Annotated in this window: 22 protein-coding genes and 2 pseudogenes; 9 read left to right on the top strand and 15 right to left on the bottom strand. The window is 60.6% G+C overall.

The genetic code is table 11. The annotated features are described in order from the left end of the window. Positions 1 to 3: 3 nt before the first annotated feature. From HDC32_RS32660 to HDC32_RS31655, 3 genes and pseudogenes are all read right to left on the bottom strand, one after another. Positions 4 to 759 (bottom strand): methyl-accepting chemotaxis protein, encoded by a 756-nt coding sequence (locus tag HDC32_RS32660; protein ID WP_371920979.1) that lies wholly within the window; start codon positions 757 to 759, stop codon positions 4 to 6. 102 nt (positions 760 to 861) lie between these two features. Beyond that, positions 862 to 1,683 (bottom strand): annotated as a pseudogene (locus tag HDC32_RS32655) (cache domain-containing protein); the annotation flags it as partial. A gap of 61 nt (positions 1,684 to 1,744) precedes the next feature. Next, positions 1,745 to 3,064: a Na+/H+ antiporter family protein gene (locus HDC32_RS31655; protein WP_167656660.1), complete on the bottom strand. Its 1,320-nt coding sequence runs from the start codon at positions 3,062 to 3,064 to the stop codon at positions 1,745 to 1,747. 212 nt (positions 3,065 to 3,276) lie between these two features. Here HDC32_RS31655 and HDC32_RS32650 point away from each other — a divergent pair. Together HDC32_RS32650 and HDC32_RS32645 are read left to right on the top strand one after the other, a co-directional pair. Continuing rightward, a pseudogene (locus HDC32_RS32650) lies at positions 3,277 to 4,593 on the top strand (HAMP domain-containing protein); the annotation flags it as partial. A 102-nt stretch (positions 4,594 to 4,695) separates the two neighbouring features. Next, positions 4,696 to 5,451 (top strand): methyl-accepting chemotaxis protein, encoded by a 756-nt coding sequence (locus HDC32_RS32645; protein ID WP_409438500.1) that lies wholly within the window; start codon positions 4,696 to 4,698, stop codon positions 5,449 to 5,451. 77 nt (positions 5,452 to 5,528) lie between these two features. Here the strand turns inward: HDC32_RS32645 and HDC32_RS31645 are convergent, their stop codons facing one another. The 4 genes from HDC32_RS31645 to HDC32_RS31630 are packed head-to-tail and all read right to left on the bottom strand — an operon-like array spanning position 5,529 to position 8,126. Further along, entirely contained in the window at positions 5,529 to 6,848 is a 1,320-nt protein-coding gene (locus HDC32_RS31645; RefSeq protein WP_131700016.1) for a sensor histidine kinase, read from the bottom strand. Beyond that, positions 6,845 to 7,513 carry a response regulator transcription factor gene (locus tag HDC32_RS31640; RefSeq protein ID WP_027603141.1) on the bottom strand — a complete coding sequence of 223 codons (669 nt, stop codon included), beginning with the start codon at positions 7,511 to 7,513 and terminating at the stop codon, positions 6,845 to 6,847. Before HDC32_RS31640 ends, HDC32_RS31645 begins: the two co-directional genes overlap by 4 nt. After that, complete coding sequence (locus HDC32_RS31635) at positions 7,513 to 7,824, bottom strand: PepSY domain-containing protein (protein ID WP_131700017.1); 312 nt, start codon at positions 7,822 to 7,824, stop codon at positions 7,513 to 7,515. The genes HDC32_RS31640 and HDC32_RS31635 overlap by 1 nt, the downstream gene beginning before the upstream one ends. Then, positions 7,824 to 8,126, bottom strand: coding sequence for a PepSY domain-containing protein (locus HDC32_RS31630; RefSeq protein WP_131700018.1), 303 nt, complete (start codon positions 8,124 to 8,126; stop codon positions 7,824 to 7,826). Before HDC32_RS31630 ends, HDC32_RS31635 begins: the two co-directional genes overlap by 1 nt. Positions 8,127 to 8,319: 193 nt before the next feature. On the opposite strand from HDC32_RS31630, the gene HDC32_RS31625 reads away from it, so the two are divergent. The 6 genes from HDC32_RS31625 (at position 8,320) to codA (ending at position 14,471) form a co-directional block, all read left to right on the top strand. Further along, the gene (locus HDC32_RS31625) at positions 8,320 to 9,399 is read left to right on the top strand and encodes a patatin-like phospholipase family protein (RefSeq protein WP_184746705.1); all 1,080 of its coding nucleotides are present in this window, start codon (positions 8,320 to 8,322) and stop codon (positions 9,397 to 9,399) included. A gap of 77 nt (positions 9,400 to 9,476) precedes the next feature. Continuing rightward, positions 9,477 to 9,833: a 6-carboxytetrahydropterin synthase QueD gene (gene queD / locus HDC32_RS31620; protein WP_003237990.1), complete on the top strand. Its 357-nt coding sequence runs from the start codon at positions 9,477 to 9,479 to the stop codon at positions 9,831 to 9,833. Between the two features lie 96 nt (positions 9,834 to 9,929). Beyond that, complete coding sequence (locus HDC32_RS31615; protein WP_145337080.1) at positions 9,930 to 10,553, top strand: NUDIX hydrolase; 624 nt, start codon at positions 9,930 to 9,932, stop codon at positions 10,551 to 10,553. A 190-nt stretch (positions 10,554 to 10,743) separates the two neighbouring features. After that, on the top strand, positions 10,744 to 12,006 hold the full coding sequence (gene codB, locus HDC32_RS31610; protein ID WP_184746704.1) for a cytosine permease: 1,263 nt from the start codon (positions 10,744 to 10,746) through the stop codon (positions 12,004 to 12,006). Then, the gene (locus tag HDC32_RS31605; RefSeq protein WP_184746702.1) at positions 12,003 to 13,208 is read left to right on the top strand and encodes a PucR family transcriptional regulator; all 1,206 of its coding nucleotides are present in this window, start codon (positions 12,003 to 12,005) and stop codon (positions 13,206 to 13,208) included. Before codB ends, HDC32_RS31605 begins: the two co-directional genes overlap by 4 nt. Positions 13,209 to 13,235: 27 nt before the next feature. Further along, complete coding sequence (codA, locus tag HDC32_RS31600) at positions 13,236 to 14,471, top strand: cytosine deaminase (protein ID WP_131700023.1); 1,236 nt, start codon at positions 13,236 to 13,238, stop codon at positions 14,469 to 14,471. A 9-nt stretch (positions 14,472 to 14,480) separates the two neighbouring features. On the opposite strand, the gene HDC32_RS31595 is transcribed toward codA, so the two are convergent. From HDC32_RS31595 to HDC32_RS31575, 5 genes are all read right to left on the bottom strand, one after another. Then, a complete protein-coding gene (locus HDC32_RS31595; protein WP_184746700.1) occupies positions 14,481 to 16,631 on the bottom strand; it encodes a lipase family protein in 2,151 nt (716 codons plus the stop codon). 12 nt (positions 16,632 to 16,643) lie between these two features. Next, entirely contained in the window at positions 16,644 to 17,426 is a 783-nt protein-coding gene (locus HDC32_RS31590) for a hypothetical protein (RefSeq protein ID WP_167656641.1), read from the bottom strand. Continuing rightward, positions 17,419 to 18,255, bottom strand: a complete 837-nt coding sequence (locus tag HDC32_RS31585; protein ID WP_184746698.1) for a DUF4123 domain-containing protein — start codon at positions 18,253 to 18,255, stop codon at positions 17,419 to 17,421. Before HDC32_RS31585 ends, HDC32_RS31590 begins: the two co-directional genes overlap by 8 nt. Beyond that, on the bottom strand, positions 18,255 to 20,273 hold the full coding sequence (locus tag HDC32_RS31580) for a type VI secretion system tip protein VgrG (RefSeq protein ID WP_145337075.1): 2,019 nt from the start codon (positions 20,271 to 20,273) through the stop codon (positions 18,255 to 18,257). The genes HDC32_RS31585 and HDC32_RS31580 overlap by 1 nt, the downstream gene beginning before the upstream one ends. A 312-nt stretch (positions 20,274 to 20,585) precedes the next feature. Then, positions 20,586 to 21,572, bottom strand: coding sequence for a diaminopimelate epimerase (locus HDC32_RS31575; protein ID WP_167656638.1), 987 nt, complete (start codon positions 21,570 to 21,572; stop codon positions 20,586 to 20,588). Between the two features lie 332 nt (positions 21,573 to 21,904). On the opposite strand from HDC32_RS31575, the gene HDC32_RS31570 reads away from it, so the two are divergent. Then, entirely contained in the window at positions 21,905 to 23,056 is a 1,152-nt protein-coding gene (locus HDC32_RS31570) for an MFS transporter (RefSeq protein ID WP_131700028.1), read from the top strand. A gap of 58 nt (positions 23,057 to 23,114) precedes the next feature. Here the strand turns inward: HDC32_RS31570 and HDC32_RS31565 are convergent, their stop codons facing one another. The 3 genes from HDC32_RS31565 to HDC32_RS31555 form a co-directional block, all read right to left on the bottom strand. Continuing rightward, complete coding sequence (locus tag HDC32_RS31565; protein WP_237683179.1) at positions 23,115 to 24,020, bottom strand: hypothetical protein; 906 nt, start codon at positions 24,018 to 24,020, stop codon at positions 23,115 to 23,117. Between the two features lie 171 nt (positions 24,021 to 24,191). Continuing rightward, positions 24,192 to 24,359, bottom strand: a complete 168-nt coding sequence (locus HDC32_RS31560) for a type III secretion effector protein (RefSeq protein WP_131700069.1) — start codon at positions 24,357 to 24,359, stop codon at positions 24,192 to 24,194. A gap of 291 nt (positions 24,360 to 24,650) precedes the next feature. Beyond that, positions 24,651 to 25,628 (bottom strand): type III secretion effector protein, encoded by a 978-nt coding sequence (locus tag HDC32_RS31555; RefSeq protein WP_184746696.1) that lies wholly within the window; start codon positions 25,626 to 25,628, stop codon positions 24,651 to 24,653. Positions 25,629 to 25,660: the final 32 nt, after the last annotated feature.

Raw genomic sequence — 25,660 nt, 5'->3', positions numbered from 1 at the left:
GGTTCAGATCCTGAACTGACCGACCAATTGCCCCAACCGTTGGCCCAGGTCCGCCAAACTGCGCGAGGTCTGGGCGCCCAACTGGGTTTCATCGGCCACGCTGTCCACCGCCACGGCAATCTGATGCACGCTGCGGTTGATCTCTTCGGCCACGGCAGTCTGTTCTTCGGCGGCGCTGGCAATCTGCGCGTTCATCGAGTTGATGGTGCCGATCAACTGGGCCATGGTGTCCAGGGACGCCCCGGCTTCGTTGGCCTTGGCCGAGGTGCCATCGCCGGCATCGCTGGAGCGGCGCATGGCATCCATGGCCGCTTCGGTGCCTTTTTGCAGGCGGTCGATCATGCCCTGGATTTCCTGGGTGCTGGTTTGCGTGCGGCTGGCCAGGGCGCGCACCTCGTCGGCGACCACGGCAAAACCACGCCCGGCCTCCCCTGCCCGCGCGGCTTCGATCGCCGCGTTGAGCGCCAGCAGGTTGGTTTGTTCGGCAATCGAGCGGATCACGCCGAGCACGCTGACAATCGACGACACGTCCTGCTTCAGGCTGTCGAGGGAGACACCGCTGCTGCGGATGTCATTCACCAGCGCATGGATCTGCGCAATGCTGCCGTCCACCACGCGCTTGGCAGCCTGGCCTTCTGCGTCGGTCTGTTGCGCGGCCACCGAGGCGCCTTGGGCACTGCGCGCCACTTCTTGCGCTGCGGAGGACATCTGGTTGATGGCGGTGGCCACTTGGTCGGTCTCGTGACGCTGGCGTTCCATGGCCTGCTCCGAGCGCTGGGCCTGGTCGGACACCTGGCTCACCAGGCCGGTGAGTTGGGTGGTCATTTCGGTGATCTGGCGCACCAGGCCGTGGATCTTGTCGACAAAGCGGTTGAACGCGCCGGCCAGGTCGCCCAGTTCATCCTGGCTGGTGATGGCCAGGCGGCGAGTCAAATCGCCTTCGCCGGCAGCGATGTCGTCGAGGTTGGCTTTCATCAGATGCAGCGGGCGCAAAATGGTGTTGGCCAGCAGCATGCCGGCAGCGGCGATCACCAGCAACACCACCACGGCCACGCCGAGGATGCTCAGCAGCACGCCTTCCATGCGTTTTTCCACCTTGGCCTCGACCACCGCTACCTGGGCCTCGATGCCATCCAGGTTCACCGATGTACCGATAACCATGTCCCACTTGGGCAGGTATTCGGTGTAGCCCATCTTGGGCACCAACTCGGTCTGGCCGGGCTGGGTCGAACTGTATTGCAGGTAGTGGCTACCGTCCTTGCCGACCTTGACCAAGTCCCGGTTGACGTAGACACCGTTGGGGTCACGGTTGTCCTTGAAGCTCTTGCCCACGCCGTCGGGGCTGTTGCCCTTGAACAGACGGATGGTCTCGGAGTCGTAGCCGAAGAAGTAACCGTCCTTGCCGTAGCTGGTGTTGGACAGCAGCTTGACCACCTCCGCCCGCGCCGCCGTATCCCCGGGCGCGGCCGCGTCGTAGAGCGGCTTGATGGTGGTCATGGCCACTTCCACATAACTTTGCAGGGTGGTCTTGGCGTTGTTGAGCAGGCGCTGGCGGGTTTCATCCACCTCGTTGCGCGCTTGCCCCTGGAGGATCCACACGGTGGTCAGGCTGATGACCACGGCGAACAGCAACACCGGTACAACGGCGAGGGACAGGACTTTGGCCTTCAGACTCAGACGCATGGCTTTTCTCTCTTATTAAGCGACTTGAGAGGTTATCGGCCAGCGCCGGTGAATCTGTAGATCAGAGTGTCATCGCCGCCAACCAGCCAAACGCCAGCAATGGGAGGTTGTAGTGCAGGAATGTTGGCACCACGGTGTCCCAGATATGGTGATGCTGGCCGTCGATATTCAGGCCGGAGGTCGGGCCGAGGGTGGAGTCCGAGGCGGGCGAGCCGGCATCACCCAGCGCCCCGGCGGTGCCGACGATGCACACGATGGCCAGCGGGCTGAAGCCCAGTTGCACACACAACGGCACGAAAATCGCCGCCAGGATCGGCACCGTGGAAAACGACGAGCCGATGCCCATGGTCACCAGCAGCCCCACCAGCAACATCAACAACGCCCCCACACCACGGCTATGGCCGATGAACGCCGCCGAGGCCTCCACCAGCGAGCGCACGTCGCCGGTAGCCTTGAGCACTTCGGCAAAGCCTGACGAGGCGATCATGATGAAGCCGATCATCGCCATCATCTTCATGCCTTCGGTAAACAGGTCGTCGGTGTCGCGCCAGCGCACGATGCCCGAGACCGAGAAAATCAGGAACCCGGCCAGGGCACCGATGATCATCGAGTCCAGCCACAACTGGATGATGAACGCCGAGGCAATCGCCAGGCCGGCCACCAGCAGGGTCAGCGGGTTGTACTGCACCGCCACTTGCTCGACCCGCTCGATGTTCTCCAGGTCATACACACGCTTCTTGCGGTAGCTGATAAACACCGCCACCAGCAGCCCGACCACCATGCCCAGCGCCGGTAGGCCCATGGCGTGCGTGACGTTGACCTGGCTGATGTCCACGCCGCTCTTGGCCACGTTGGCCAGCAGAATCTGGTTGAGGAAGATATTGCCGAAGCCCACCGGCAGGAACATGTACGGCGTGATCAAGCCAAAGGTCATCACGCAGGCGATCAAGCGCCGGTCCAACTGCAACTTGGTCAGCACATACAGCAGGGGCGGCACCAGCAACGGGATAAACGCGATATGGATCGGCAGGATGTTCTGCGACGCGATCGCGACCACCCACAACAAGCCGATCAGCAGCCATTTGACGTGGTTGCCGCCCGTGGCCTCCTGACGGTCGACCAGCAGCAAGGCCTTGTCCGCCAGGGCGTGGGCCAGGCCGGACTTGGCAATCGCCACGGCGAAAGCGCCAAGCAAAGCGTAGGACAAGGCCACAGTCGCACCACCCCCCAAGCCACCATTGAAGGCCTTAAGCGTGGCCTCGATACCCAGGCCACCGGTCAGGCCGCCCACCAGGGCGCCGACGATAATGGCGATGACCACATGCACGCGGGACAGGCTGAGCACCAGCATGGTGCCGACCGCGGCGATGACTGCGTTAATCATGGTTACCTCAAGCAGAAACATAAAAAACAGGCATGCCCACGCCCAGGCGACCATCGGGTGGCAGCCAGCGTGCAGGCTTGAAGGAGGTCTTATTAGAGGGCGCGCACTTTGCAGCAGGCGGGGCGCCATGTCAAAAAACGGCGCCGTCTTGAGGTTTAAATTGATCGTTTGAATAAAGAAAATTCCAGATCGGCCGATAACCGTGCTCTATGTGTTTTTCAGGTAAGGATGTACCGATGTCCCTCAGACAGCTCTCCATTCAATGGAAAATCACCCTGCTCGCCGGCCTGTGCCTGCTGGGGATCGTGACCCTGCTGGTGGGTTTGTCGTTGTACCGCATGGCGCAGAGTTCCGAGCAGGTCAAAGCCTCCAGCATGCAGATGCTCAATGAAGCGGCCCAGGCACGCATCGAGGCCCAAGGTGAGGTGCAGGCACTGGGCATCCGCCGGCAGTTCATGGACGCCTATCAATACGGGCATGGGTTTTCCCGCCAGGTCCTGTTCCTGCGCGAGCAAGCGGAAAAACGCTTCCTCGACGCCTTCGACACCCGCGAAGACCTGACCCGCCAGGTCAAGGCCGCGCTGCAGGCCAACCCGGAACTGCTGGGCCTGTCCCTGGTCTTCGAAGCCAATGCGCTGGATGGCAAGGATGAGTTGTTCGCTGGCCAGGCGGAGCTGGGCAGTAATGACAAGGGCCGCTTCGCCCTGTACTGGTCGCAGCCGACACCAGGCAAGTTGACCTCGATGGCACTGCCGGAAAGCGACATGTCCGACACCAGCATCGGCCCCAGCGGTGAACCGGCCAACGCCTGGTTCACCTGCCCGCGCAGCACGCTCAAACCGTGCGTGATCGAGCCGTACTTTTATGTGATCGACGGGCAAAACGTGCTGATGACCAGCATCGTGTTTCCGTTGACGGTCAATGGCAAGGTGATCGCCTCGCTGTCGGTGGACATCAACCTCAACAGCCTGCAGGCCGTGAGCCAGCAGGCCAGCCACAAGCTGTATGACGGCCAGACCCAGGTCAGCATCCTCAGCCCAACCGGTTTGCTCGCCGGCTATAGCGCGGACGCCAGCCAGTTGAGCAAACGCCTGGACCAGGTCGATACGCAAAGCGGCGCGCAATTGATCAGCGCATTGGCCAGCGGGACACAAATCCGCAGCCTGCGCACCGACCATCAGCTCAAGGTGCTGGCGCCGTTCGCGCCGATTCCAGACGGCAAGCCATGGGGCGTGTTGCTGGATGTGCCGGAAAAAGTCCTGGTCGGGCCGGCTGAAGCACTCAAGACCCAGATGGACGCCGATAATACGCGCGGCACCCTGCTGGAGTTGAGTTTGGGCCTGCTGGCCGCAGTGATCGGCCTGATCCTGGTATGGCTGATGGCCCGCAGCGTGACCCGACCGATCCTCGGCGTGGCCCATATGCTTGAAGACATCGCCAGCGGCGAAGGCGACCTGACCCGCCGCCTGGCCTACGACAAACAGGACGAACTGGGCCAACTCGCAGGCTGGTTCAACCGTTTCCTCGACAAGCTGCAACCGATCATTGCCGAAGTAAAACGCTCAGTACAGGACGCCCGGGGCACCGCCGACCAGTCCGCCGCGATTGCCACGCAAACCAGCGCCGGCATGGAGCAGCAGTACCGCCAGGTCGACCAGGTGGCCACCGCCTCCCACGAAATGAGCGCCACCGCCCAGGACGTGGCCCGCAGCGCCGCCCAGGCAGCCCAGGCCGCGCGTGATGCCGACCAGGCCACCCGCGACGGCCTGACGGTGATCGACCGCACCACCAGCAACATCGGCGAGTTGGCGGCGGACATGAGCACCGCCATGGCCCAGGTCGAAGGCCTGGCCGCCAACAGCGAGAAGATCGGTTCAGTGCTGGAAGTGATTCGCGGCATCGCCGAGCAAACCAACCTGCTGGCGCTCAACGCGGCGATCGAAGCCGCCCGCGCCGGTGAGGCCGGCCGTGGGTTTGCCGTGGTCGCCGACGAGGTACGCAACCTGGCACGGCGTACTCAGGAGTCGGTGGAGGAAACCCGCCTGGTGATCGAGCAATTGCAGAGTGGCACCGAAAAGGTCGTGGGTTCCATGGGCAACAGCTACCGCCAGGCCCAGGGCAGTGTCGAACAGGTCGGCGAGGCCGTCACCGCCCTGCGCCAGATCGGCGATGCGGTCACGGTGATCAGCGACATGAACCTGCAAATCGCCAGCGCCGCCGAAGAGCAAAGCGCGGTGGCCGAAGAGATCAACCACAATGTGGCGACCATTCGCGATGTGACCGAATCGCTGTCGGAACAGGCCAATGAGTCGGCGCGGGTGAGCCAGGCGTTGAACAGCCTGGCGAATCAGCAGCAGGGGTTAATGGACCAGTTCCGCGTCTGAGGGTCGAAGGCAGTCCAATGTGGGGGGGCCCACTACCTCTGTGGCGAACCCCCTCCCACATTTTGATCTACGGTGTGTCAGCCATGGCGTTTGGGTAATTCGATCAATGCCTTCAAACCGCCCAGCTCGCTCTCCTGCAACTGCAACACCCCGCCCCACACCTCGGCAATGTCCCGCACGATCCCCAGCCCCAGGCCATGGCCGTCGATCTGTTCGTCCAGGCGTGCGCCCCGACTGAAGACCTGGTCCCGTTGGGCCTCGGGAATGCCGGGGCCGTCATCTTCCACCGCCAGCAGATAACTGTGCGGCGTCTCGCTGATGCTTAAGCGCACCTCGGCATCCGCCCATTTGCAGGCGTTGTCCAACAGGTTGCCGAGCAGCTCCAGCAAATCCTCGCGGTCCCAGGGTAATTGCAGGCCCGACGCGACGTGGTAGCTGAGGTCCAGGTGTTCGCCATGGATCATGTTCAAGGTGGCGAGCAGGCCGGGCAGTTCTTTTTCACAGTCGAACAAGGCACCCGGCAGGGTTTCGCCGGCCAGCCGTGCGCGATTGAGTTCACGGTTGAGGCGCTGTTGCACCTGCTCCAATTGCTCGCGCAACAGTTTGCTCAGTTCGGGGTGATCCTTGAGCGCCTCGCTCGACGCAGCGCTCAACAGCACCGCCAGCGGGGTTTTCAGCGCATGCCCAAGGTTGCCGAGGGCGTTGCGCGAGCGCTTGAGGCTGTCTTCGGTGTGGGCCAGCAGGTGGTTGATCTGGGCGACCAGTGGTTCCAGTTCCAGCGGCACCTGGGTGTCGAGTTGCGAGCGCTGGCCCTGTTGCAACTGGGCGATCTGATTGCGCGCGGTTTCCAGCGGGCGCAAGGCGCGACGTACGGTGACTCGCTGCAAAAACAACACCAGCAGCAGTGCCGCCAGCCCCAGCACCAGGCCAATCCGACGCATCAGGCGAAAGCTTTCCCGCACAGGGGTGTAGTCCTGCGCCACGCTGATGGAAATCGATTGGCCAAAGCGCTTGTAGTCCGAACGCAGCACCAGCAATTGCTGGCCTTCCGGCCCCAGTTGCAGGTTGCCCTTGAGCCCGGCCTCCGGCAGTCGGGGTAATTCCTGGTCCCACAGCGAACGGGAACGCCAGTGAGTGTCGGCAAAATCGATACGGAAATAATGCCCGGAAAACGGCCGCTGGTAGGCCGGCGACAGGCGCTGTTCATCCAGCTGTACACCGTTGGGCCCGCGTACCAGGGCGACCAGCAGGTTCTCGGCATCGTTGCGCAGCCCGGCTTCCAGGTAGCGTTGCAAACCGGCCTCGAACAACCACAGGCTGGTTTGCGCCAACACCACGCCGACGATCACCATCACGCTGATCAGGCCCAGGCTCAGGCGGCGCTGAATCGACTTCATGCAGGGCTGGCGCCAAACCGGTAGCCCTGGCCGCGCCGGGTTTCGATCACGCTGCGGCCGAGCTTGCGACGCAGGTGGTTGACGTGCACTTCCAGCACGTTGGAGTCGCGCTCGGTCTCGCCGTCGTACAGGTGCTCGGCCAAATGACTTTTCGAGAGAATTTGTTCAGGGTGCAACATGAAGTAGCGCAACAGGCGGAATTCGGCGGCGGTCAATTGGATCTCGTCGCCGTCGCGCAGTACGCATTGGCGCCCTTCGTCCAGGTGCAGGCCAGCAGCTTGCAAGGTGGGTTGGTTGGCCTGCCCGTGGGAGCGGCGCAACAGCGCCTGGATGCGCAGGTGCAGCTCTTCGGGGTGAAAAGGTTTGCTCAGGTAATCGTCGGCACCGGCCTTGAGCCCTTCGATGCGCTCGGCCCAGGAATCGCGGGCGGTGAGGATCAGCACCGGGGTGGCCAGCGCGGCGGCGCGCCATTGCGCCAACACCTCAAGGCCGGGCAAACCGGGCAGGCCGAGGTCGAGGATGATCAGGTCGTAGGGTTCGCTGCGGCCCTGGTACGCGGCGTCGCGGCCGTCGGCCAGCCAGTCGACGGCATAACCCTGGCGCTGCAGGCCGGCCAGCAGTTCATCGGCCAGGGGTACGTTGTCTTCCACCAGGAGCAGGCGCATCAGTCTTCCTCGTCTTTGATCAGTACACCGTTGGTGGCGTCGAGTTTGATCTCTCGAACCACGCCGTCGGTGGTCACCAGTTCCACTTCGTAGGCATATTGGCCGTGCTTCTTCTCAAGCTCGGCTTCCAGCAAGCGCGAGCCGGGATACCGCGCCATGGCCTGCTGCAACAACTGCTCCAGGGGCAGGATCACCCCCTGCTGGCGCAGCGCCAAGGCTTCATCCTGGTTGAGGTCGCGGGCCTGCAAGCCTGAGCAGAACACCACCAGCACCAACGCCATTCGACTGCCAGCGCGTAAATTTACCTTCATTACGTATCCTGATGATTCTTGAGAACCTGCCCGGTGAGCGCGTCCAATTCGACCTCCCATTCAATGCCGTCGGCATCTTGCAGTTCGACTTCATAGACATACTTGCCGTAAGCCTCGTCCAGGTCGGTGTCCAGCAGCGTTGAGCCGGGATGCAAGGCCTGGGCTGTGGCTTCGAGCTGGTCGAACGCGACAATTGTAACAGTGGCAGGCACGGTCAGTGGTTTGTCGGGGTACACGGCTCCGGCCTGAGTCGCCGTGGAGGCGATGATAGCGGCGGCGACCAGAGCAGTGAGGCGTTTCATGATGAGTCTCCGTTACACGATGTTTTTCCTACACCGACCACGGTAGCTGCTGCAACTTAACTGAAACTGAATTGCCACCATGGCAATTTCCAGCAGGCGCGACGGGCTACGATGTTTATTCAGGATTCACGCGGTATCGTTAACGTTTTCGCGAGCACGCCTGCTCCTACACCCCGCTTCAACAGAGACCGGTATGACAGCCATCCACATCAAGTTCCCCGCCCTGACCCTCAAGGCCGGCAAACGCGCCTTTGCGCGCATTCGCGAACAGGGCCTCAAGCCTGCGGATGTCGGCATACTCCCCGGAGCGGCCGGCGGCCCCAAGGCGCTGGGGATCCAGGGCCTGGACCTGGCGCTGTTCGGCGACTGGCTGCCGCGTGCGCCAAGGGAGCGTGCGCTGATCGGTGCATCGATCGGTTCCTGGCGGTTTGCCAGCGCCTGCCTGCCCAACCCGGTGCAAGGCCTGCTGGACCTCGGCCGCCTGTACAACGAACAACGCTTTGCCAAAGGCGTGACCATGGCCGAAGTCAGCCGCAGCTGCCAGCGCATGCTCGACGACCTGCTGGCCGGCCGCGACGCACGGGTGCTGGACAACCCCGACTACCGACTGAACATCATGGTGGTCAAGAGCCACGGCCTGCTCGCCGATGACCACCGCGGGCGCCTGGGGTTGGGCCTGTCATCGGTGATTGCCGACAACCTGCGCGGCCGAGCGCGGCTGGCGCGGCATTTCGAGCGGCTGATCATCCACGACCCGCGCCAGGCACCGCCGGTGCACCCGCTGAAGGATTTCCCCTCACGCTTCCTTGAATTGGACATGGGCAACCTGCGCCAGGCGCTGCTGGCATCCGGCTCGATCCCCATGGTGATGCAAGGCGTGCGCGACCTGCCTGGGGCAGGCACCGGCACCTACCGCGACGGCGGCCTGCTGGACTACCACCTCGACCTGCCCTACCACGGCGATGACATCGTGCTGTACCCGCACTTCACCGACCGAGTCATCCCCGGCTGGTTCGACAAGGGCCTGCCATGGCGGCGCAGCAACCAGCAAGGCTTGCAGGATGTGTTGCTGCTGGCGCCGTCCAAGGACTACCTGGCCCGCCTGCCCCACGGCAAACTGCCAGACCGCAGCGACTTCAAGCGCTTCATGGGCGACGACCCGATTCGCAACAAGTACTGGCAAACCGCGATGAGCGAGAGCCGGCGGCTGGGGGATGAGTTTCTGCAACTGGCCGATAACGGTGGCCTGGGCGAGCGCTTGCAGGCGCTTTGACCCAGCGGTATGCGCGGCATGGGATCAAGCTGTTAAACTCGCCGCCTGCCAGATACCTGACCGAGCTGAAAAATACTGTGGAAATCTTCAAAGAGTTTACCTTCGAGTCCGCCCACCGCCTGCCCCACGTACCGGAAGGCCACAAGTGCGGGCGCCTGCATGGGCATTCGTTCAAGGTGGCGATCCACCTGAGCGGCGACCTGGATCCCCATACCGGCTGGATTCGCGACTTCTCGGAGATCAAGGCGATTTTCAAGCCGCTCTACGAACGCCTCGACCACAACTACCTCAATGACATCCCAGGCCTGGAAAACCCCACCAGCGAAGTGCTGGCCAAGTGGATCTGGACTGAACTCAAACCGCTGTTGCCGGAACTCAGTGCGATCCGCATCCACGAGACCTGCACCAGTGGCTGCATCTATCGCGGCGAGTAGGCCTGCGATGTTAAAAAACCACCCTTGCGGTGGTTTTTTTGTGCCTCCCGTAGCACCCTTCCACCCTTCCCTTTCTTCGCCACCGAGGAGATGTCCATGGAAACTACCTGGCTGGCCCAAGCCAAACGCTTGCAAGCATTGGCTTCCACGGGGCTGCACTTTTGCACCGATGATTTCGAGCGCGAACGCCTGGAAGAAATCGCCGAGATTGCCCACAGCATGCTGGCGCAGCTGGGCAACGTGCCGCTGGAGCGCATCACCGGGCTGGTTTCGGATTTCGCCCAGCGCTATTCGACGCCGATGATCGACGTGCGTGGCGCGGTGATCGAGGGTGAGCGCATTCTGCTGGTGCGCGAGGCCACCGACGGCTGCTGGGCGCTGCCCGGTGGTTATGCCGATATCGGTTTGTCGGCGGCGGAAAACATCATCAAGGAAATTCGCGAGGAAGCCGGGCTGAGCGTTACTGCGCGCGCACTGTATAGCGTCACCCACAAGGCCAAGGGGTTGTATCGGCCGGATGTGCGGGATTTCTACAAGTTGTATTTCCTGTGTGACCGGGTGGATCAACTGGCGCCGGTGGCCGGGTTCGAGACCACCGAGGTGGGCTTTTTTACCCTCGACGACCTGCCGCCGCTGTCCCGTGGGCGCACCATCGAAAGTGATCTGGAGGCGGCGTTTGCCTTTCATCGCGGCGAGACCACGCAGACGCTGTTCGACTGATCCAATTTGTACCACTGCTGCACCGCTTTCGTGCCCGATTGGGCACAGCGAACACGCCTACCTGCGGTTCCCCCCTATTTGGCTATAAATACTGTGCACAGTGCACAGCGCCGACCGTGCGCCTGTCACTGCCGCTGATTTGGCACGCCCGGTGCAATAGGCCTGCGTCACTCATTCAGGGAGCACGGACATGACGCAGCAAGAACCGGGCAACGATTACCCCTTAAGCGAAGTCCCCATGCATGCGCGCAAGGGCCTGGCATCCACCGCAATGGTGCTGTTGGGCTTCACCTTTTTTACCGCGACCATGTTTGCCGGCGGCAAGCTCGGGGTGGCGTTCAGTTTCACCGAGATGCTCGGCGTGGTGGCCTTGGGTAACCTGCTGTTGGGTATCTACGCCGCAGGCCTGGGTTACATCGCGTTCAAGAGCGGGTTGAACTCGGTGTTGATGGGCCGCTTCTGCTTTGGCGAGGTGGGCAGCAAGCTCAGTGACTTGATCCTCGGTTTCACCCAGATCGGCTGGTACGCCTGGGGCACCGCCACGGCCGCCGTAGTGCTCGGCAAGTATTTCGAGCTGAGCCAGGGCAGCGTGCTGGCGTTGATGGTGCTGTTCGGCCTGGTATTTTGCGCCACGGCCTACGTGGGCTATCGCGGGCTGGAGATTCTTTCCTACATCGCAGTGCCAGCCATGGGCCTGTTGCTGTTGCTGTCGATGTGGGTCGCCACGGTGAAAGTCGGCGGGCTGGATGGGCTGCTGGCGGTGGTGCCGACCGGCGAGCTGGATGTGTCCACGGCGATCACCCTGGTGTTCGGCACGTTCGTCAGCGGCGCCACCCAGGCCACCAACTGGACGCGGTTTTCCCGCTCGGCCAAGGTCGCGGTGCTGGCCAGCCTGATCGGGTTCTTTATCGGCAATGGTTTGATGGTGCTGATCGGCGCCTATGGCGCCATCGTCTACCAACAGCCCGATGTGGTCGAAGTGTTGCTGCTGCAAGGCTTCGCCATGGCGGCAATGGCCATGTTGCTGCTCAATATCTGGAGCACCCAGGACAACACCATCTACAACTTCGCCGTGGCCGGTTGCAACCTGCTGCGCACCAAACGCCGCAAAACCGTGACGTTGACGGGTGCGGTGATCGGCACCTTGCTGGCGTTGCTGGGCATGTACGACATGCTGGTGCCGTACCTGATACTGCTGGGCACGGTGATTCCGCCGATTGGCGGGGTGATCATGGCGGACTTCTTCTACCGCTGGCGCGGCCACTACCCGCGCCTGGCGGATGCACGCCTGCCGGCCTTCAACTGGGCCGGGCTGGTGGCGTACGCGGTGGGGACCGTGCTGGCGTTCAACTCGCCGTGGGTCGCGCCATTGGTGGGTATCGCTGCCGCGTCGCTGACCTACGTCGTACTCACCGCCGTGCTGCGTGTACCCTTGGCTGATGCCCGGGCATGAGCCTGACGATTGCGGATGTACTGGCGTTGCCGGGCCTGGAATCCATGTGCCTGCGCGCCGGCGCTGCCGCCCTGGATAACGTCGTGCGTTGGCCTTATGTGGCGGAAAACAGTGGGATCGCCGAGTGGGTGCTGGGTGGTGAATTGGTGTTCGTCACCGGCATCAATCACCCTCGGGATGAGGCCAACCTCCTGCAACTGCTGGACGAAGCCTGCCAGCGCCAAGTGGCCGGGCTGGTGATCCTGACGGGAGCGGCGTATATCCAGGCGATTCCCCAGCGCTTGCTCGACGCCGCCGAAGCCGCCGGCATGCCGCTGATCGAGCAGCCCTACTCGCTGAAAATGGTGCTGGTGACCCAGGCGATTGGTTCGGCGCTGATCCAGTCCGAACAACTGGGGCGCTCGCGGCACGACGTGCTGGAGCGCTTGCTGACCGGGGATTATCAATCCCTGGATTTGCTGCTGCATCGGGCCGTGCAATTGAACATGTCACTGGCCGGGCATTGGCAGGTCGCCCAACTGCAGGTGGAAGGCAGTGAGCTGCTGTTTGCCCAAGGCGACGCGGCACAGGTGGAGGCGCAGCTGGCGCGGCAACACGACGCTATCAGTCGACGCTTGCGTCAGTTATCGGCGGTGCTGCCGGTACTGGGTCGCGCCGGGCAATGGACCCTGCTGCTGCCGGCACCGGATGCCGTCACGGCGTTGGCCAATCGCCAACAATTGGCCAGTTGGCTGAACCCGCTCAACCTGCGCCTGGCACCGCTGAAATTGTTTATCGGCCTGAGTGCCGCCGCACACCCACCCGCGCACCTGGCCCAGGCGCAGGACGAAGCACGCCAGGCATTGGCGGCGGCACGACGGTTCAGCGAACGTGCCGGGCTGTGCGTGTATGACGAACTGGGCGTGCTCAAGCTGCTCAGCGGCGTGCGTGATCGCGCCCTGCTCGACCAATTCCTCAATGAACGCCTGGGCCCGCTGCTGCGTCACGACCTGCACCACGGGCCCAGCCTGATGCCGACCCTGGAAGCCTGGTTTCACGAGAATGGTAACCTTGTGGCTGCCGCCCAGCGCCTGGCCGTACACCGCAATACCCTGACACACCGTGTCCAGCGCATCGAAGCCCTGTGTGGGCTGACGCTGGATAACGCTTATGACCGCCTGGACATCGGCATCGCCCTGATGATCTGGCGGCTGTCTGCCTGATTGTTTTTAGCCAAGAGGAACTTGCCCATGCACATCATCAACGCCCGCCTGCGCAACCGTGAAGGCCTGCATGATCTGCACCTGGAACACGGCCGGATCGCCAGCATCACCCCACAAACAACAGCACCGTTAATGGCGGCCGATGACCTGGATGCGGCCGGCAACCTGGTGATACCGCCCTTCGTCGAACCGCATATTCACCTCGATGCCACCCTCACCGCCGGCGAACCGCGCTGGAACATGAGCGGCACCCTGTTCGAAGGCATCGAGTGCTGGGGCGAACGCAAGGCCACCATCACCGAGGAAGACACCAGGACCCGCGCCAAAAAAACCATCCAGGCCCTCGCCGCTCACGGCATCCAGCATGTACGCACCCATGTCGATGTCACCGACCCCGACCTCACGGCGCTCAAGGCCATGCTGCAAGTGCGCGAAGAAAGCACGCACCTGATCGACCTGCAAATCGTCGCCTTTCCCCAGGAAGGCATCGAGTCGTACCGCAACGGCCGCGAGCTGATGGAAGAAGCCATTCGCCTCGGCGCTGATGTGATCGGCGGCATCCCTCACTTTGAATACACCCGCGACCAAGGCGTGAGTTCAGTCAAGTTCCTGATGGACCTGGCCGAACGCACCGGCTGCCTGGTGGATGTGCACTGCGACGAAACCGACGACCCGCATTCACGCTTCCTCGAAGTACTCGCCGAAGAAGCCCGCAGCCGCGACATGGGCGCCCGCGTCACCGCCAGCCACACCACGGCCATGGGCTCCTACGACAATGCCTACTGCGCCAAACTCTTCCGCCTGCTGGGGCACTCCGGGATCAGCTTCGTCTCTTGCCCCACCGAAAGCATCCACCTGCAGGGCCGCTTCGACAGCTTCCCGAAACGCCGCGGCGTCACCCGGGTCAACGAGCTGCTGGAGGCCGGCATGAACGTATGCTTTGGCCAGGACTCCATCGTCGATCCCTGGTACCCGCTGGGCAACGGCAACATCCTGCGCGTGCTGGAAGCCGGTTTGCACATCTGCCATATGCTCGGCTACCGCAACCTGCAAAGCGCCCTCGACCTGGTGACCGACAACAGCGCCAAGGCCATGGCCCTGGGTGACCGTTACGGCCTTGAGGCCGGGCGCCCGGCCAACCTGTTGATCCTCTCAGCCGACAGCGACTACGAGGTGATTCGCAGCCAAGGGCTACCGCTGTACTCGATTCGCCACGGCAAGGTGCTGATGAAACGCCAGCCGGCGCAGGTGGAGTTTGTATAAGCACGCCGATCACACGATTGAGTCGAGATCCAGCGGTTGTGCCCTCCCCAGCTCACTCTGCGCAGCGGGAGGGATGCTGGCGACCTGAGGCAACTCCTGGTTTTCACGATGGCGAAGCCAGCGCTTGAGACTGGGTTGCAGGTTGGAGGAGTGGCTATGGCTGCCATACACATCACGCGCTTCAAGACGACGCCAGCGCAGGGTTTGCAGGCGCTCGCGACTGGTGTGCAGGCGGTCGATCTCGGCGTTCAGCGGCTCATGGTATTCATAGGCACGGTCGTTGGCCGGGCGCTGTCGAGTCAGTTCACGCCGCTTGTCTCGCAGTTGTTTGCGCATGGTCGCAAGGGCATGGTCGAGCAGTTCAAACTCCCTTTGGGTAACCAGAGGACCGTTGCTATCCACAGCTTGTTGCCAGCGACGCAACGTCGCCCAGGCGGCCGGGATGTAGCTGGCAGTCATGAAATGCTGTTTGTATTGCACCAACTGCTTGATCAGGCCATCGCGATCGGGCATGTCACCGCGCGTTTGCCATGCTCGGTTGCGGCCGGCTTCTTCAATGGACTCGCAGCCCGGCTTCCACAGCACGGACGAATGCGTACCGTCCGGGAGCACGATCGGCATGAAGTGCTGTTGATCGCCGTGGTGTTGGTAGGGGTTACCGCCAATACGCACCAGGCCGGCGGCGAATAACAGGCCCCCGGCCGTGGGGGCGCTGAACAGCGTGACGGCACCGGGGATCCAGAGTTTGGCGGTGGTGTTCATCCAAGGGGCCGGGACGCTGGGGACCGGGTCGTTGTGGTTGACGATGCGGTGGTGAACCAACGTGGAGGCGCCGGTGTTGAACTCAGAGTCGGCGGCGCGGGGGGCGCCGTAGGTGTAGAGGAGGATGTTGTAGTGCGCGTCGGAAATTCGGCGCAGCCCCTCAGCCAAGAGCAACGCGATGGCGCCGCCAAGGCTATGACCACATATAACTATTCGTTGCCCGACATGAAACTGGTCGAGGTATCGCAACACGAAGTTACGCACTGCTCGGTACGCCTGATAAAAACCCTCGTGCGCCTTGCCTACGCCATCGATGAAGGGCACTTGATGGGCGTTGGCATCTCGCAATCCATCAGATGGGCTGGCGGTGCCACGCACCGCTATCAGGATGACCTCATCGTGGTGAGTTATGAAAGCCTGGGTATCAGTACCGCCTTTTTCGTCATCGAAGAAGTGCAAACCCGCAGGGTGTTCCTGTTTTTCCTCCAACTCCGGACGATTTTGCGGATACAGCTCAGGATCGAAGGGCAGAATTTCAAAACGCCGTGAGTAAGGGACATCCTCATAAAGCGGATAAAAACGTCGCACTTGCTCCGGATCAACTCGCCAGGCCTGGTGAAACCCAGATAGTTGTTCAGCAAACAAATTTCCAACACTGGGATCCAGTGGAAAGCGTACTTGATCAAATGGTTTGTCTGGGGGCTCCTGGCCAAAATCGCAGTAACTCAACGCGGCAAACAGTGCCAGTTGATACAGATTCAAGGCACAGAAGCGGTCTTCCGTGGAGAGCATTGGACGCAGGGCTCGCAGTGGACGTACTTCGAGAACGGTGTGATTGCTCGGGAACAACACGACCCCTGATAAGGAGGGTTGGGAAGGACCGAACCCCAGATCGGCCATCATTTTTAGTGCGTGGCGTTTGGGCCGGTAAGCAGTGGGTGTCACGGCCGGTAAATGGGAGCCCTGACGAACCAAGTCGCTCACTTCAACCTGATAAAAGTGGTCAGCTTTCTGCCGCGCAGAATTGCTCTCGGTTTGCTCACCGCTGGATGTTGAAAATTTCGTTTGTTCAGCTCTGACCTGAAGGTCGGTGATGGGTAACGGATACTTTTCTCGCCTCTGCAATGTCGAATAGTAGCTTCCCAACTCCTGATACATAGCATCGAAAACCAACACTACAGGACCACGGCAGTGCCCCTCTAATCGTACAAAGCCATCTCCATTCAAACGGCCCGCGTATCGCTGCCCTACACTGTCAAAAATTTCATACTTGAGCCCTCCATAAGCTTTCCCGTCACCGTACTCGTCCACTAGACAAAAACTCAACCAGTCTCCACGCACCGTACAGGCGGGCATTTTTGCGTTAAAAAACGGTTTTTTCCATTGTTCCATCGTCATGCTTGAACATCCTTATTCACTGCAACTTGGATATATGTCACATACACGCCCATCGGGCATTTTGAAGGATTTGAAATCTGTAGTGTTCCCCCCACAAAACGCGTACTGGTCCTCAAAACTTTTGCCTCTACAGCGTTTCCATCCTTGAGGAAAACGAACCCAGTTATCGCCCATATAAGGTCGCTCCTCACTCATGAGGCTCAGCTTTATCAATACTTTTTTCCCGCCCAATTCATCTCGCGAAAAAACACCGCGCGAGTGAGCTTTATATTTTTGCCCTGTAGCACCCAGCGAATTACAGTTCAGAACCTTTCTGATCGCATGTATCGGCCCCACAGTTCGAAACAACCACTGACATTGCCAAGACAGTTCCTGAACTCCCGACTCAGGCATTCCTGGCCTATCCCCCTCCAGACGATCCCGAATGGAAATCCCCCCCATATCCCCCCCAACATCCGAATCCCGCGTTCCCCACTTCGCGTAAAAATCAAACTCCACACTGCGTAATACCAGCGGACACCCCTCTACCGTTTCACTCAGCGGCAACTCATAACTCGCCCGACTTGCCACCGGCTTGTACTCGGTAAAAAAGACCTTCCGCTCCGGCCTCTTGCCTCTGCGCCTTGGCAAGGTGCAGGTCTCACCCGTTGCGGGCCCGTAGTTGGCGGCAGTTTTAAGTTCAAATTCCGCAGGTAAATCCACCTCCAACGTAAAGCGATCAACCGGCTTCATCGCACACCCCGAAAGTCCCGCCATTGCCAGCGCAAGCAACACGCCCCATACACGCTTACTCATCCTTGTTCTCCAACATGTGCCACTGCTGCTTAACTCGTTCAAAGTGATCCTGCGGTGTTTCTCCAACCATCGGCTGCCACCGAATCACGCTGCTGCGAGTGGCCTCTTCCAACCGTCGCACGACCAGGAACTCCAGCTGTTCCGGGCTACTCCATTGCCAGGCGCGAGCCTGCTCAAGGACCTGGGTCAGCCAGACTCTTGGATCATGAAATTCAACCAATGCCGCCAGGTCTTCACTGTGCTCAGCCAGCAGGTAACGCAGGATATTGGCGTGCAGGATGGCGCAGGCATTCGGGTTGGGCGTGTTCAACCAAGGGGCTGGCTCGGGCACCGGATAGTCACCGGGAGCAGGGTTGTCGCCACAGTGCCAACTGCCTTCATGCCAGTAGCACACACTGATCAGTGGGCCGAGGAATGCTGGCCATTGCTCAAGACCCAGATGGCTGAGTGCACGCGCCAACGTACGATTGTCGTGAAGGCGGTACAGCGTCCGGTTATTCTCCGGTCCGACCAGCAGCCGGTCGCGCCAATGCCGGGACATGTGCGTCAGGTCCGCGTTTGGCAAACTGCCCAACCACCCCCAATTCATCTCAGGTTCCTGCAGAAGATCGAGCAATGCGGGCTCCCCTACCTGATCCAGCAACAGGATCACGGGGCCGGCCGTGGCCATTTCCGCCAGTGGGGTTTGTGCGTAGAGGCGGCAGTACGCTGGAAAACCACGTGCCGCCAACAGTGGCTGGCAAGCTGCGTTACTACCCTCAAGCATCAGGCACAGCCTGTACCCCGCCTGCTGCTGTTGGTTCATCCATCGGTGTGGAAGGTTTTCCATCAGGCTGCCCTCCCGCCGACAGTGCAGAGGCCTTCGCTGCAGCACTCACATACAGGGCAGAAGTCCGCATCCAGTTGTCTGGCCAAGTGCATGATGGCGCCCTGTGTGGCAGAGATTTTCGGGTTCTCGGCAACCAACAGGGAGTTCGCCGACCCGGTCGCGGACGGGGTGCCACCGAGGGTGATTGGCCGACTGCTGAAAATGCCGCCTGCCTGGATCACCAGGTGCTCCCCGCCGGCCTTGAAGCTCAGTTGTACGCCCGCGTCGATCACCAGGCCGGCACCCGCTTTGAGATGCACCTGTTGCCCGGCTTCAATCACCAGGGTCTGCCCGACATAGGTCTGGCTATCGCCTTGCACGTCCAGATGGTCGCTGGCTTTGAGCACAACCTTGCGGTCACCGGTGACGTGACGATGCTCCTCGCTTTCCAGGTGAACCGCGCTTAATCCTCGGATGATTTCATGCCGCTCACCGGCCACTTCCAGGCGACTGTCATGCCCCACCTGTTGCTCCAGGTCCCGCTGAGCCCGAAGGTAGATGAGTTCCTTGCCACGGTGGTCTTCCAGGTGCAATTCGTTGCCGCCGCCTCCGCCCGGGGTGCTGCGACTGCGCAAGATGCTGCGGGTCTTGTGTTGCGGCAAGGAATAGGTCGGCATGTGCAATGCATTGGGCAGGCAACCGTTGATCAACGGCTGATCCGGGTCGCCCTCAAGGAACGTCACCAGCACTTCCATGCCCACCCGCGGGATCATCGTTGCGCCAAACCCGTCTCCGGCCCAACCAGATGCCACCCGCACCCAACAACTGCTTTTGTCATCGCTCTTGTCCAGTCGGTCCCAGTGAAACCGTACCTTCACCCGGCCGTATGCATCGCAATGCACCTCCTCACCGGCAGGCCCGGTCACCGTTGCGGTCTGGGTGCCGTGGATGGTCGCCTTGGGGTGCTTGAGAGGGGGTCGATACGGTGCACTCCAGGGTGTCGCAGTGAAACGGTTGCGATACCCCTGGAATCCATCCACCTCACCTGCCGCGTCCTCCAGCACCTGCGGTTGATAACCCTCGTGACGGACCGAAGTGATCAACCATAAATCATTGCAGGCCGGATCCGGATGGTCGTGCAGCTCAAGAAAATACCCACTGCGCAGCACCGCCTGGTCGCTCTTGCCCAACGCTCGATATCGGCCGATCTGAAGGCGCTCCAACCCCCTGCGAGCCAGGCGCGCACCCCGTGCATGGCCGGTAAACCCAGCCGGGTAGTGGTAGTCCTCAAGAGGTTGCGCTGAGGCAGAACCCGCGGTGTCTTGCAGGCATAAGGACGGATGCTCGAAGTCATGATCACGACGCACCGTTTGCTGGCTGCGGGTAGCCAGGCGTACGTCGAAACGCTGGATAACTCGCGTTTCGGCCAGCGGCCCGCCGGCAGGCGAATAACGCTGCGCAGGCAGGCGGCGAAATACGGTCTGGTCGTCGCCAAACACCAGCACATGCTGGTTCTCGCTGTGACGGAAGTGGTAATGAATGCCCTCCTCTTCACACAGCCGCTGGATGAAATGCAGGTCGGTTTCCGCGTATTGCACGCAGAACGTACGCGGTGGGTAGACCACCGGCCCCAGTTCAAAGGCATAGCGGTCGGCCAGGATGCCGTGGTGTTCGAGGACTGCCGCGATGATCTGCGGAACGCTGCGCTGCTGGAAAATCCGCTGGTCGCGTCGATGGGCAAGGTAGGCGAGATGCGGCGCCAACGTCAGGTGATAGCGGGTGAGCCGCCGCCCGGGGTCATCGCGGCCAATTGCGTAAATCTGCCCGTTCAGGCCTTCATTGGCGTCGCCAAAAGCCAGGTAGGCGGGCTGGTGGAGCAGTGACTCCAGATCCAGTGAAGGGTTTTCGCTGACCACCTGCACCTGGATGAAAAACGGCTGATCAAGCACCTCCTGGCCTTTGAACGCCAGTACTTGAAAGTCAGTCTTTATGCCTGGAAGGATTAATTTGAAACGTGACGAAACAAACGCGTTAACCATCCGTTGTTACCCGCCAATATAGATATTTATTACCGGACTGAAATACTTCCCCCGCCAAACATTGAATAAGTTGCCGAGAAAAAGCGCCTGAACACCTTGAAGCGTAGCGGTCTCAGAAAAAAACCGGTCCCCCAAAAAATAAAAAAGAAGTTTCGTACAACTGAGATTGAAGTGTCTTTTACGAAATAACAACCCAAGCCAATGTGCTACTTCTTAAAGTATAAGAAATGCCCTACACCAACTTTTATCTAATCAATTAATTAATAGCGAAACAGCTGACACCCACTCAGGGCGTCAACTGTTCAAAAGACTTCATGTCTGAGGCCGTGCAGTCCCGAACAGACTGACGCTCAGCAGCGTATCAACCTGGGTATGCAAGCGTACTGGCGCAGTGCCGCCCGGCATCACCACCGCGACATCATCGCCCTCAACCCAACCCGCTCGCCACGCCGCACATGCCACGGCACTGGCGCTGGTGCCGGAGGACGCCGTGGGGCCCTCTCCCCGCTCGAACACCCGGGCAACAACACGGTTGCCGGATTGCCTGGCGACCCATTGCAAATTGACTCCGGCCAAACATGGCTCGCCGCTTCCTGCCGGGGGGGCGAAGGCAATCGCCTGCAACGGTTCGAACAGCGCCGGCTGTTGCATCAGCAGATTGTTCGGCAAGGCTGACACGTGTTCGACCAAGGTCACACAATGAGGATTGCCCACACGCACAAACTGACTGTATGCCCACTGTGGGTTGATCACCGCCAACGCCTTCACATGGCTCAGTTCAATGCCGCCCAGGAACACCTGCTCCACCCCTTGCGCACCCACGGCAGATGGCCCGAATCCGGGCAAACCCAATGCCAGCCAGAATCCAGAGCGGTGTTCATAGACAGCAGGCTCGACCCGAGTCACCACCGGCGACACCACGTCGGGCTTGTCATGGTGCACGCGCAAATCACAGGCCTCGGTCATCAAGCCCTGGTCAGTAAGCGCCTGGGCGAAAATCGTCAACCCATTGCCACTGCGCTCGGCCAGGGAGCCGTCGGTGTTCACGATCAACAGGTCAAACGGCGGCTCGGCCTGGAACGGGCCAACCAGCAAGCCATCACAGCGGTGGGCCTTGGCATTGGCCGGGCGCGGCGTCGAACCCCACTCGCATTCGGAGCTTACGGCCGACGCAGTCCAAGCCTCGCGAGTCCTCGCGGCATGCGCCGCGCTGTTGGGCACCTCGATGCCCTGCTGTCGTAAAAACGCCGGGCTGGCGACCCCGTAAATGTTGCCCCGTGCGTCATAGAACTGGGTCATGGCGCCACTTGCCTTGCAATCTTCATCGATGCGTCCGCTCGGTTGTCTACAGGATTGGGCGAGCAGCGTATTACACAACGCAGGGTGTGTGGGAGGCGGTCCGGAAGGTGGTAATCCACCGTGAGAAACCCGGGGTTCACCAGTTCCCACAGGAATTACACACCTTCCGGAACGCCAACCCATGCGTGGTTGCCAACGCCTATAACGTTCCCGAATTGTAAAAAAAATCATCGGCACTTATCTCGAGGGGAACCCGGCTCGCCCCCCAAGGCCTGATGTGCAAGGATGTCGCGCCGGACATCGTTCGTTGAACGCTAAACCAAGGATTTTTCATGACTGCCATCCCCACCTCTGCGCCCGTGGTTCCCGGGCGTCTGGAGCAAATGTCGACCCGCATCGCTTTCTTCATCGCCGGCTTCGGTATCGCCGCCTGGGCTCCCTTGGTGCCCTATGCCAAGGCGCGCGCAGACCTGAGTGAAGGCACGCTGGGTCTGTTGCTGTTGTGCCTGGGGGTGGGCTCGATCATCGCCATGCCGGCGGCGGGCGCATTGGCGTCGCGCTTTGGCTGCCGACGTGTGCTGACGGCCGGTACGATCATGATCTGCCTGGCCTTGCCGATGCTGGCCACGGTCAGTTCGATTCCGTTGCTGATGGCCGGTTTGTTCCTGTTCGGTGCCGGCCTGGGCACAGTGGATTCCACGGTCAACTTGCAGGCGGTGATTGTCGAACGAGCCAGCGGCAAAACCATGATGTCGGGGTTTCACGGATTGTTCAGCCTGGGGGGGATTGTCGGCGCGGCGGGTGTCGCCGGGCTCCTGGGGCTGGGCCTGTCGCCACTGCAGGCGACCTTGGTGGTGATCGCTGTCATGGTGGTGGCGCTGCTCAAGGCCGGCCCACACCTGTTGCCTTATGGCAGTGAAAGCTCAGGGCCTGCCTTTGCGGTTCCCCATGGCGTGGTGCTGTTTATCGGCTGCCTGTGTTTTATTGTGTTTTTGGCCGAAGGCGCGGTGCTCGATTGGAGCGCGGTGTTCCTCAGCGCCGAGCGCGACCTGGATGAAGCCTACGCCGGGCTGGGCTACGCGGCGTTCGCCTTGACCATGACGGCGGGGCGATTGACCGGTGATGCCATCGTACGGCGCCTGGGCGCCACCTGGGTAATCGTGGCCGGTGGCTCGCTCGCTGCGGCCGGTATCTTCCTCGCCACGCTATCACCCGCCTGGGAAATGGCGCTGTTGGGCTATGCCCTCGTAGGGGCCGGCTGCTCAAATATTGTTCCGGTGCTTTACACCGCCGTCGGCAAGCAAAACGTCATGCCGGAACACATTGCCGTCCCGGCCATTACTACCCTCGGGTATGCCGGCATTCTGACCGGGCCTGCCGTAATCGGGTTCATTGCCCATGGCAGCAGCCTGGCAACCGCCTTCCTGTTGATCGGGGTACTGCTGGTAGCGGTGGCGGTCAGCGGAAAAATACTGCGGGTATGAACGAAGAAAAACATGAGCCTCTTGAGTCTTTCAAGAAGCTCATGCACGCCTGAGTGATTTATCGCCCCTTCTCTTCCTTATCGTTTTTCAACCAGCGATCAATGCTGTAGTTCTTCAACCAGCCATCATCGTTGTGGCTGCCGAAAATGTTGGTTCCGTTAGCCTTGGTGCTGTCCAGCGAAGCCAACAGCCCGGGTCGTTCGACCAGATTCTTGGCCATGTATACCTGCTGCTCGCTGTATTTCTTCTTGGGGAACCCAGTGGCCATATCCCGCACAACCTGACCATTTTTGTCTGTTTCGTCAGGATCCTTGCTCATCTCGATAATCGTCTCTTTCTTCACATACCGGTGCTTCTCGAAAAAAAAGGTGCGGTCTTCCGACGTGTCCCGCAAGTCATCAAACATGCCCCTGAACGCCTGGACGACCTGTGCGTCGGTTTTCGCATGGTAGGGGTCGGCGCTCTGAGTGTTGGGATTGGTATTGCCAATCATCAAACTGGCGGCTTTTTCGAGGCTGTCCGGGGTGATTTCATTGCCCTTGCCAACAATCGACTCGCCCAGTCGTGGGCGATTGAGTATCTCCCGGGCAAGCATGATCGTACGTTCGGGGACCTTGCTCTCGCCAGGTTTCGCGTTGGCTATGTTCGTCAATGATTTCAGGGTCAGGCGGCCACCTTCCTTGAAATCACCCAGCATAGGAAAGACGTTGTTCAGTTGAGTCGCCAGCAGGTGGTCGTCCGAACTGACATAGGGGTTCCCCACATTCGACATGCCCCCGTAGAGGTTTTGACCGTCGAAATGCCGCTGGGCACCGTTCGCGAACTTACTATCGAATGAAGGCTGCTGCGTGGGGAGCGATTTGCCAAGCGCGCGTGCATCTACCCCGTATCGGGCATGGCCGTTCCCCGTCGCTGTATTCAACCCAGGCGGGACACCCCCTGGATTATTGATCATGAAAGACATAGTTCATCTCCAGCATAGTTAGATTCCGTGGACCGGCCCCTGGTTGTTCGATCGTCAAAAACGCCTCGAAATCAACAACCAGCGATTAAGTGGTTCTCGGAAAACAGTGGTTCCGGAGAGAGGCCAAATGGACTCCAGTAAAATTTGAGTGTTTGTAACCGCAGGGCAGCATCAACCTAGTTTCTGCTTGCGCCACCAAGCGGTCAGGCCATTGAGCAGGCCGGCGTTTTTCGGCGCAGTAGTATCGTCATGGGCGCTTTTTTCCTCCACCCGCATGCCCCGGAAAAAGTCACCCGCAACAGGTGCCTGGAATTTGTGCTGGCCGACAAAAGCCTTCATCCGCTGGGCTTCGGCCGCATGTACATTCGAAGGGGCAAAGGTATCGCGCGATGCGGCATCCCTCTCCAACAGCGTGGTGTCCTCTGCATGGGGGTTGCGAAAAAGCTCTTGGCAGCTGGGCTGGGATGAACGAAACGAGGTTGAAGTCATTGGTTAGCCCTCACTCAGAATCTGAAAACCGCCGGAGTTGATTGGTGCCGGTGGATAAAGTCTGTGTGGCGAATTGGCGTAAACAGTTCCTGAAAGGATGGATGCAGGCGCCGCATCCGATTCGCGGCGCCTGGGTGTCGCTCAGCGAGCCAGAAAGTAAAGCCCAGCCCAACTGATCTTATGGTCACCCGGCCTGCTGAGCAGGTCATCCATCTGCCTCAGCACATCACTGCGCTTTAGAATTTCCTGGGACAACTGGATCAGGTGATCCCTGGGAGAGTCACCCGTCAGGTTTTCGGCAGCCAGCTTTCTCAGATCGTTGACGTTCAGTTCTCGGTTCCAGGGGCTGCCTTTCAACTCGTTGAAATGCTCGAGCATCTCACCGGCCAGTTCCTTGTCAGTCTTGTATTTGAAGTAGTTTTGTCCGTAGATAACTGCGTTCACATTATTCCGGTCGATCAGACCATCGAGCGCACCGGTAGAGGTGTGCCGGTCAAGCGCACTCATCAGTTCCGGACGTCGCAGCAGTTCTTTGGCCAGGCGAATGTTCTCGTTGACGCTGGGAAACGGAGACCAACCTTTATTCGCCATCGCTCGAATGCTGTCGGCACTGATATACCCAGGGTTCCTGGGGTCCCTGAAGGCATTGAAGTTGTCACGCAGCTGCATTGCCAAGTCTTCATTGTTCTTGAGGGAGTACTGCGGGTCAGGCATGCCTGGCAAGGTAGGGAATGGGCGTGGCGGTGGGTTGCTGATGACAGGCATGGGTCGGGGTGGAGGATTGCTCCAACCTGGATGGTGCGGTGGTCGCCCCCAACCCAACCATGGGTTCACCCAATGCCTGATCTGATCCAGTAAACCCGACTGCGCAGAAGCGCTTTTTTGATGGGCCGCGGGATCTGCAACACTATTACGCGCTGTCGCCTGCGATTGACCGCCGAACACTGGCCCGGCCGCACTTTCCCGGGACTGGAAGCTGACGTTTGCAGCGTTTTGACCGCTGAAGGATGGTGCGGCCGGTGCCGCACGGCTGTTGTTTGCCGCAGGGCTGGATTTGACCTGCGAAGAATCAGGGTTTGATGAGGTGGGTACGGGTGTATCGAGCATCGATACCGACATAAGTTTCTCCAATACGGTGAGCGCAATCTTCA

The organism is Pseudomonas sp. JAI120 (genome assembly GCF_014207255.1).
GTDB lineage: Bacteria > Pseudomonadota > Gammaproteobacteria > Pseudomonadales > Pseudomonadaceae > Aquipseudomonas.
This window is presented reverse-complemented; position numbering and strand designations above follow the sequence as displayed.

Bases quoted from the DNA above. Each gene is read 5' to 3' on its own strand.
- HDC32_RS31570 (WP_131700028.1), top strand. From the start codon at position 21,905: ATGACTGCCATCCCCACCTCTGCGCCCGTGGTTCCCGGGCGTCTGGAG.
- HDC32_RS32645 (WP_409438500.1), top strand. From the start codon at position 4,696: ATGGAGCAGCAGTACCGCCAGGTCGACCAGGTGGCCACCGCCTCCCAC.
- HDC32_RS31565 (WP_237683179.1), bottom strand. From the start codon at position 24,020: ATGTCTTTCATGATCAATAATCCAGGGGGTGTCCCGCCTGGGTTGAAT.
- HDC32_RS31595 (WP_184746700.1), bottom strand. From the start codon at position 16,631: ATGACGATGGAACAATGGAAAAAACCGTTTTTTAACGCAAAAATGCCC.
- HDC32_RS31575 (WP_167656638.1), bottom strand. From the start codon at position 21,572: ATGACCCAGTTCTATGACGCACGGGGCAACATTTACGGGGTCGCCAGC.
- HDC32_RS31590 (WP_167656641.1), bottom strand. From the start codon at position 17,426: ATGAGTAAGCGTGTATGGGGCGTGTTGCTTGCGCTGGCAATGGCGGGA.
- HDC32_RS31635 (WP_131700017.1), bottom strand. From the start codon at position 7,824: ATGAAGGTAAATTTACGCGCTGGCAGTCGAATGGCGTTGGTGCTGGTG.
- HDC32_RS31625 (WP_184746705.1), top strand. From the start codon at position 8,320: ATGACAGCCATCCACATCAAGTTCCCCGCCCTGACCCTCAAGGCCGGC.
- HDC32_RS31585 (WP_184746698.1), bottom strand. From the start codon at position 18,255: ATGGAAAACCTTCCACACCGATGGATGAACCAACAGCAGCAGGCGGGG.
- HDC32_RS31555 (WP_184746696.1), bottom strand. From the start codon at position 25,628: ATGTCGGTATCGATGCTCGATACACCCGTACCCACCTCATCAAACCCT.
- codB (WP_184746704.1), top strand. From the start codon at position 10,744: ATGACGCAGCAAGAACCGGGCAACGATTACCCCTTAAGCGAAGTCCCC.
- HDC32_RS32660 (WP_371920979.1), bottom strand. From the start codon at position 759: ATGGAACGCCAGCGTCACGAGACCGACCAAGTGGCCACCGCCATCAAC.
- HDC32_RS31560 (WP_131700069.1), bottom strand. From the start codon at position 24,359: ATGAAGGCTTTTGTCGGCCAGCACAAATTCCAGGCACCTGTTGCGGGT.
- codA (WP_131700023.1), top strand. From the start codon at position 13,236: ATGCACATCATCAACGCCCGCCTGCGCAACCGTGAAGGCCTGCATGAT.
- HDC32_RS31615 (WP_145337080.1), top strand. From the start codon at position 9,930: ATGGAAACTACCTGGCTGGCCCAAGCCAAACGCTTGCAAGCATTGGCT.
- HDC32_RS31640 (WP_027603141.1), bottom strand. From the start codon at position 7,513: ATGCGCCTGCTCCTGGTGGAAGACAACGTACCCCTGGCCGATGAACTG.
- HDC32_RS31580 (WP_145337075.1), bottom strand. From the start codon at position 20,273: ATGGTTAACGCGTTTGTTTCGTCACGTTTCAAATTAATCCTTCCAGGC.
- HDC32_RS31630 (WP_131700018.1), bottom strand. From the start codon at position 8,126: ATGAAACGCCTCACTGCTCTGGTCGCCGCCGCTATCATCGCCTCCACG.
- HDC32_RS31645 (WP_131700016.1), bottom strand. From the start codon at position 6,848: ATGAAGTCGATTCAGCGCCGCCTGAGCCTGGGCCTGATCAGCGTGATG.
- HDC32_RS31605 (WP_184746702.1), top strand. From the start codon at position 12,003: ATGAGCCTGACGATTGCGGATGTACTGGCGTTGCCGGGCCTGGAATCC.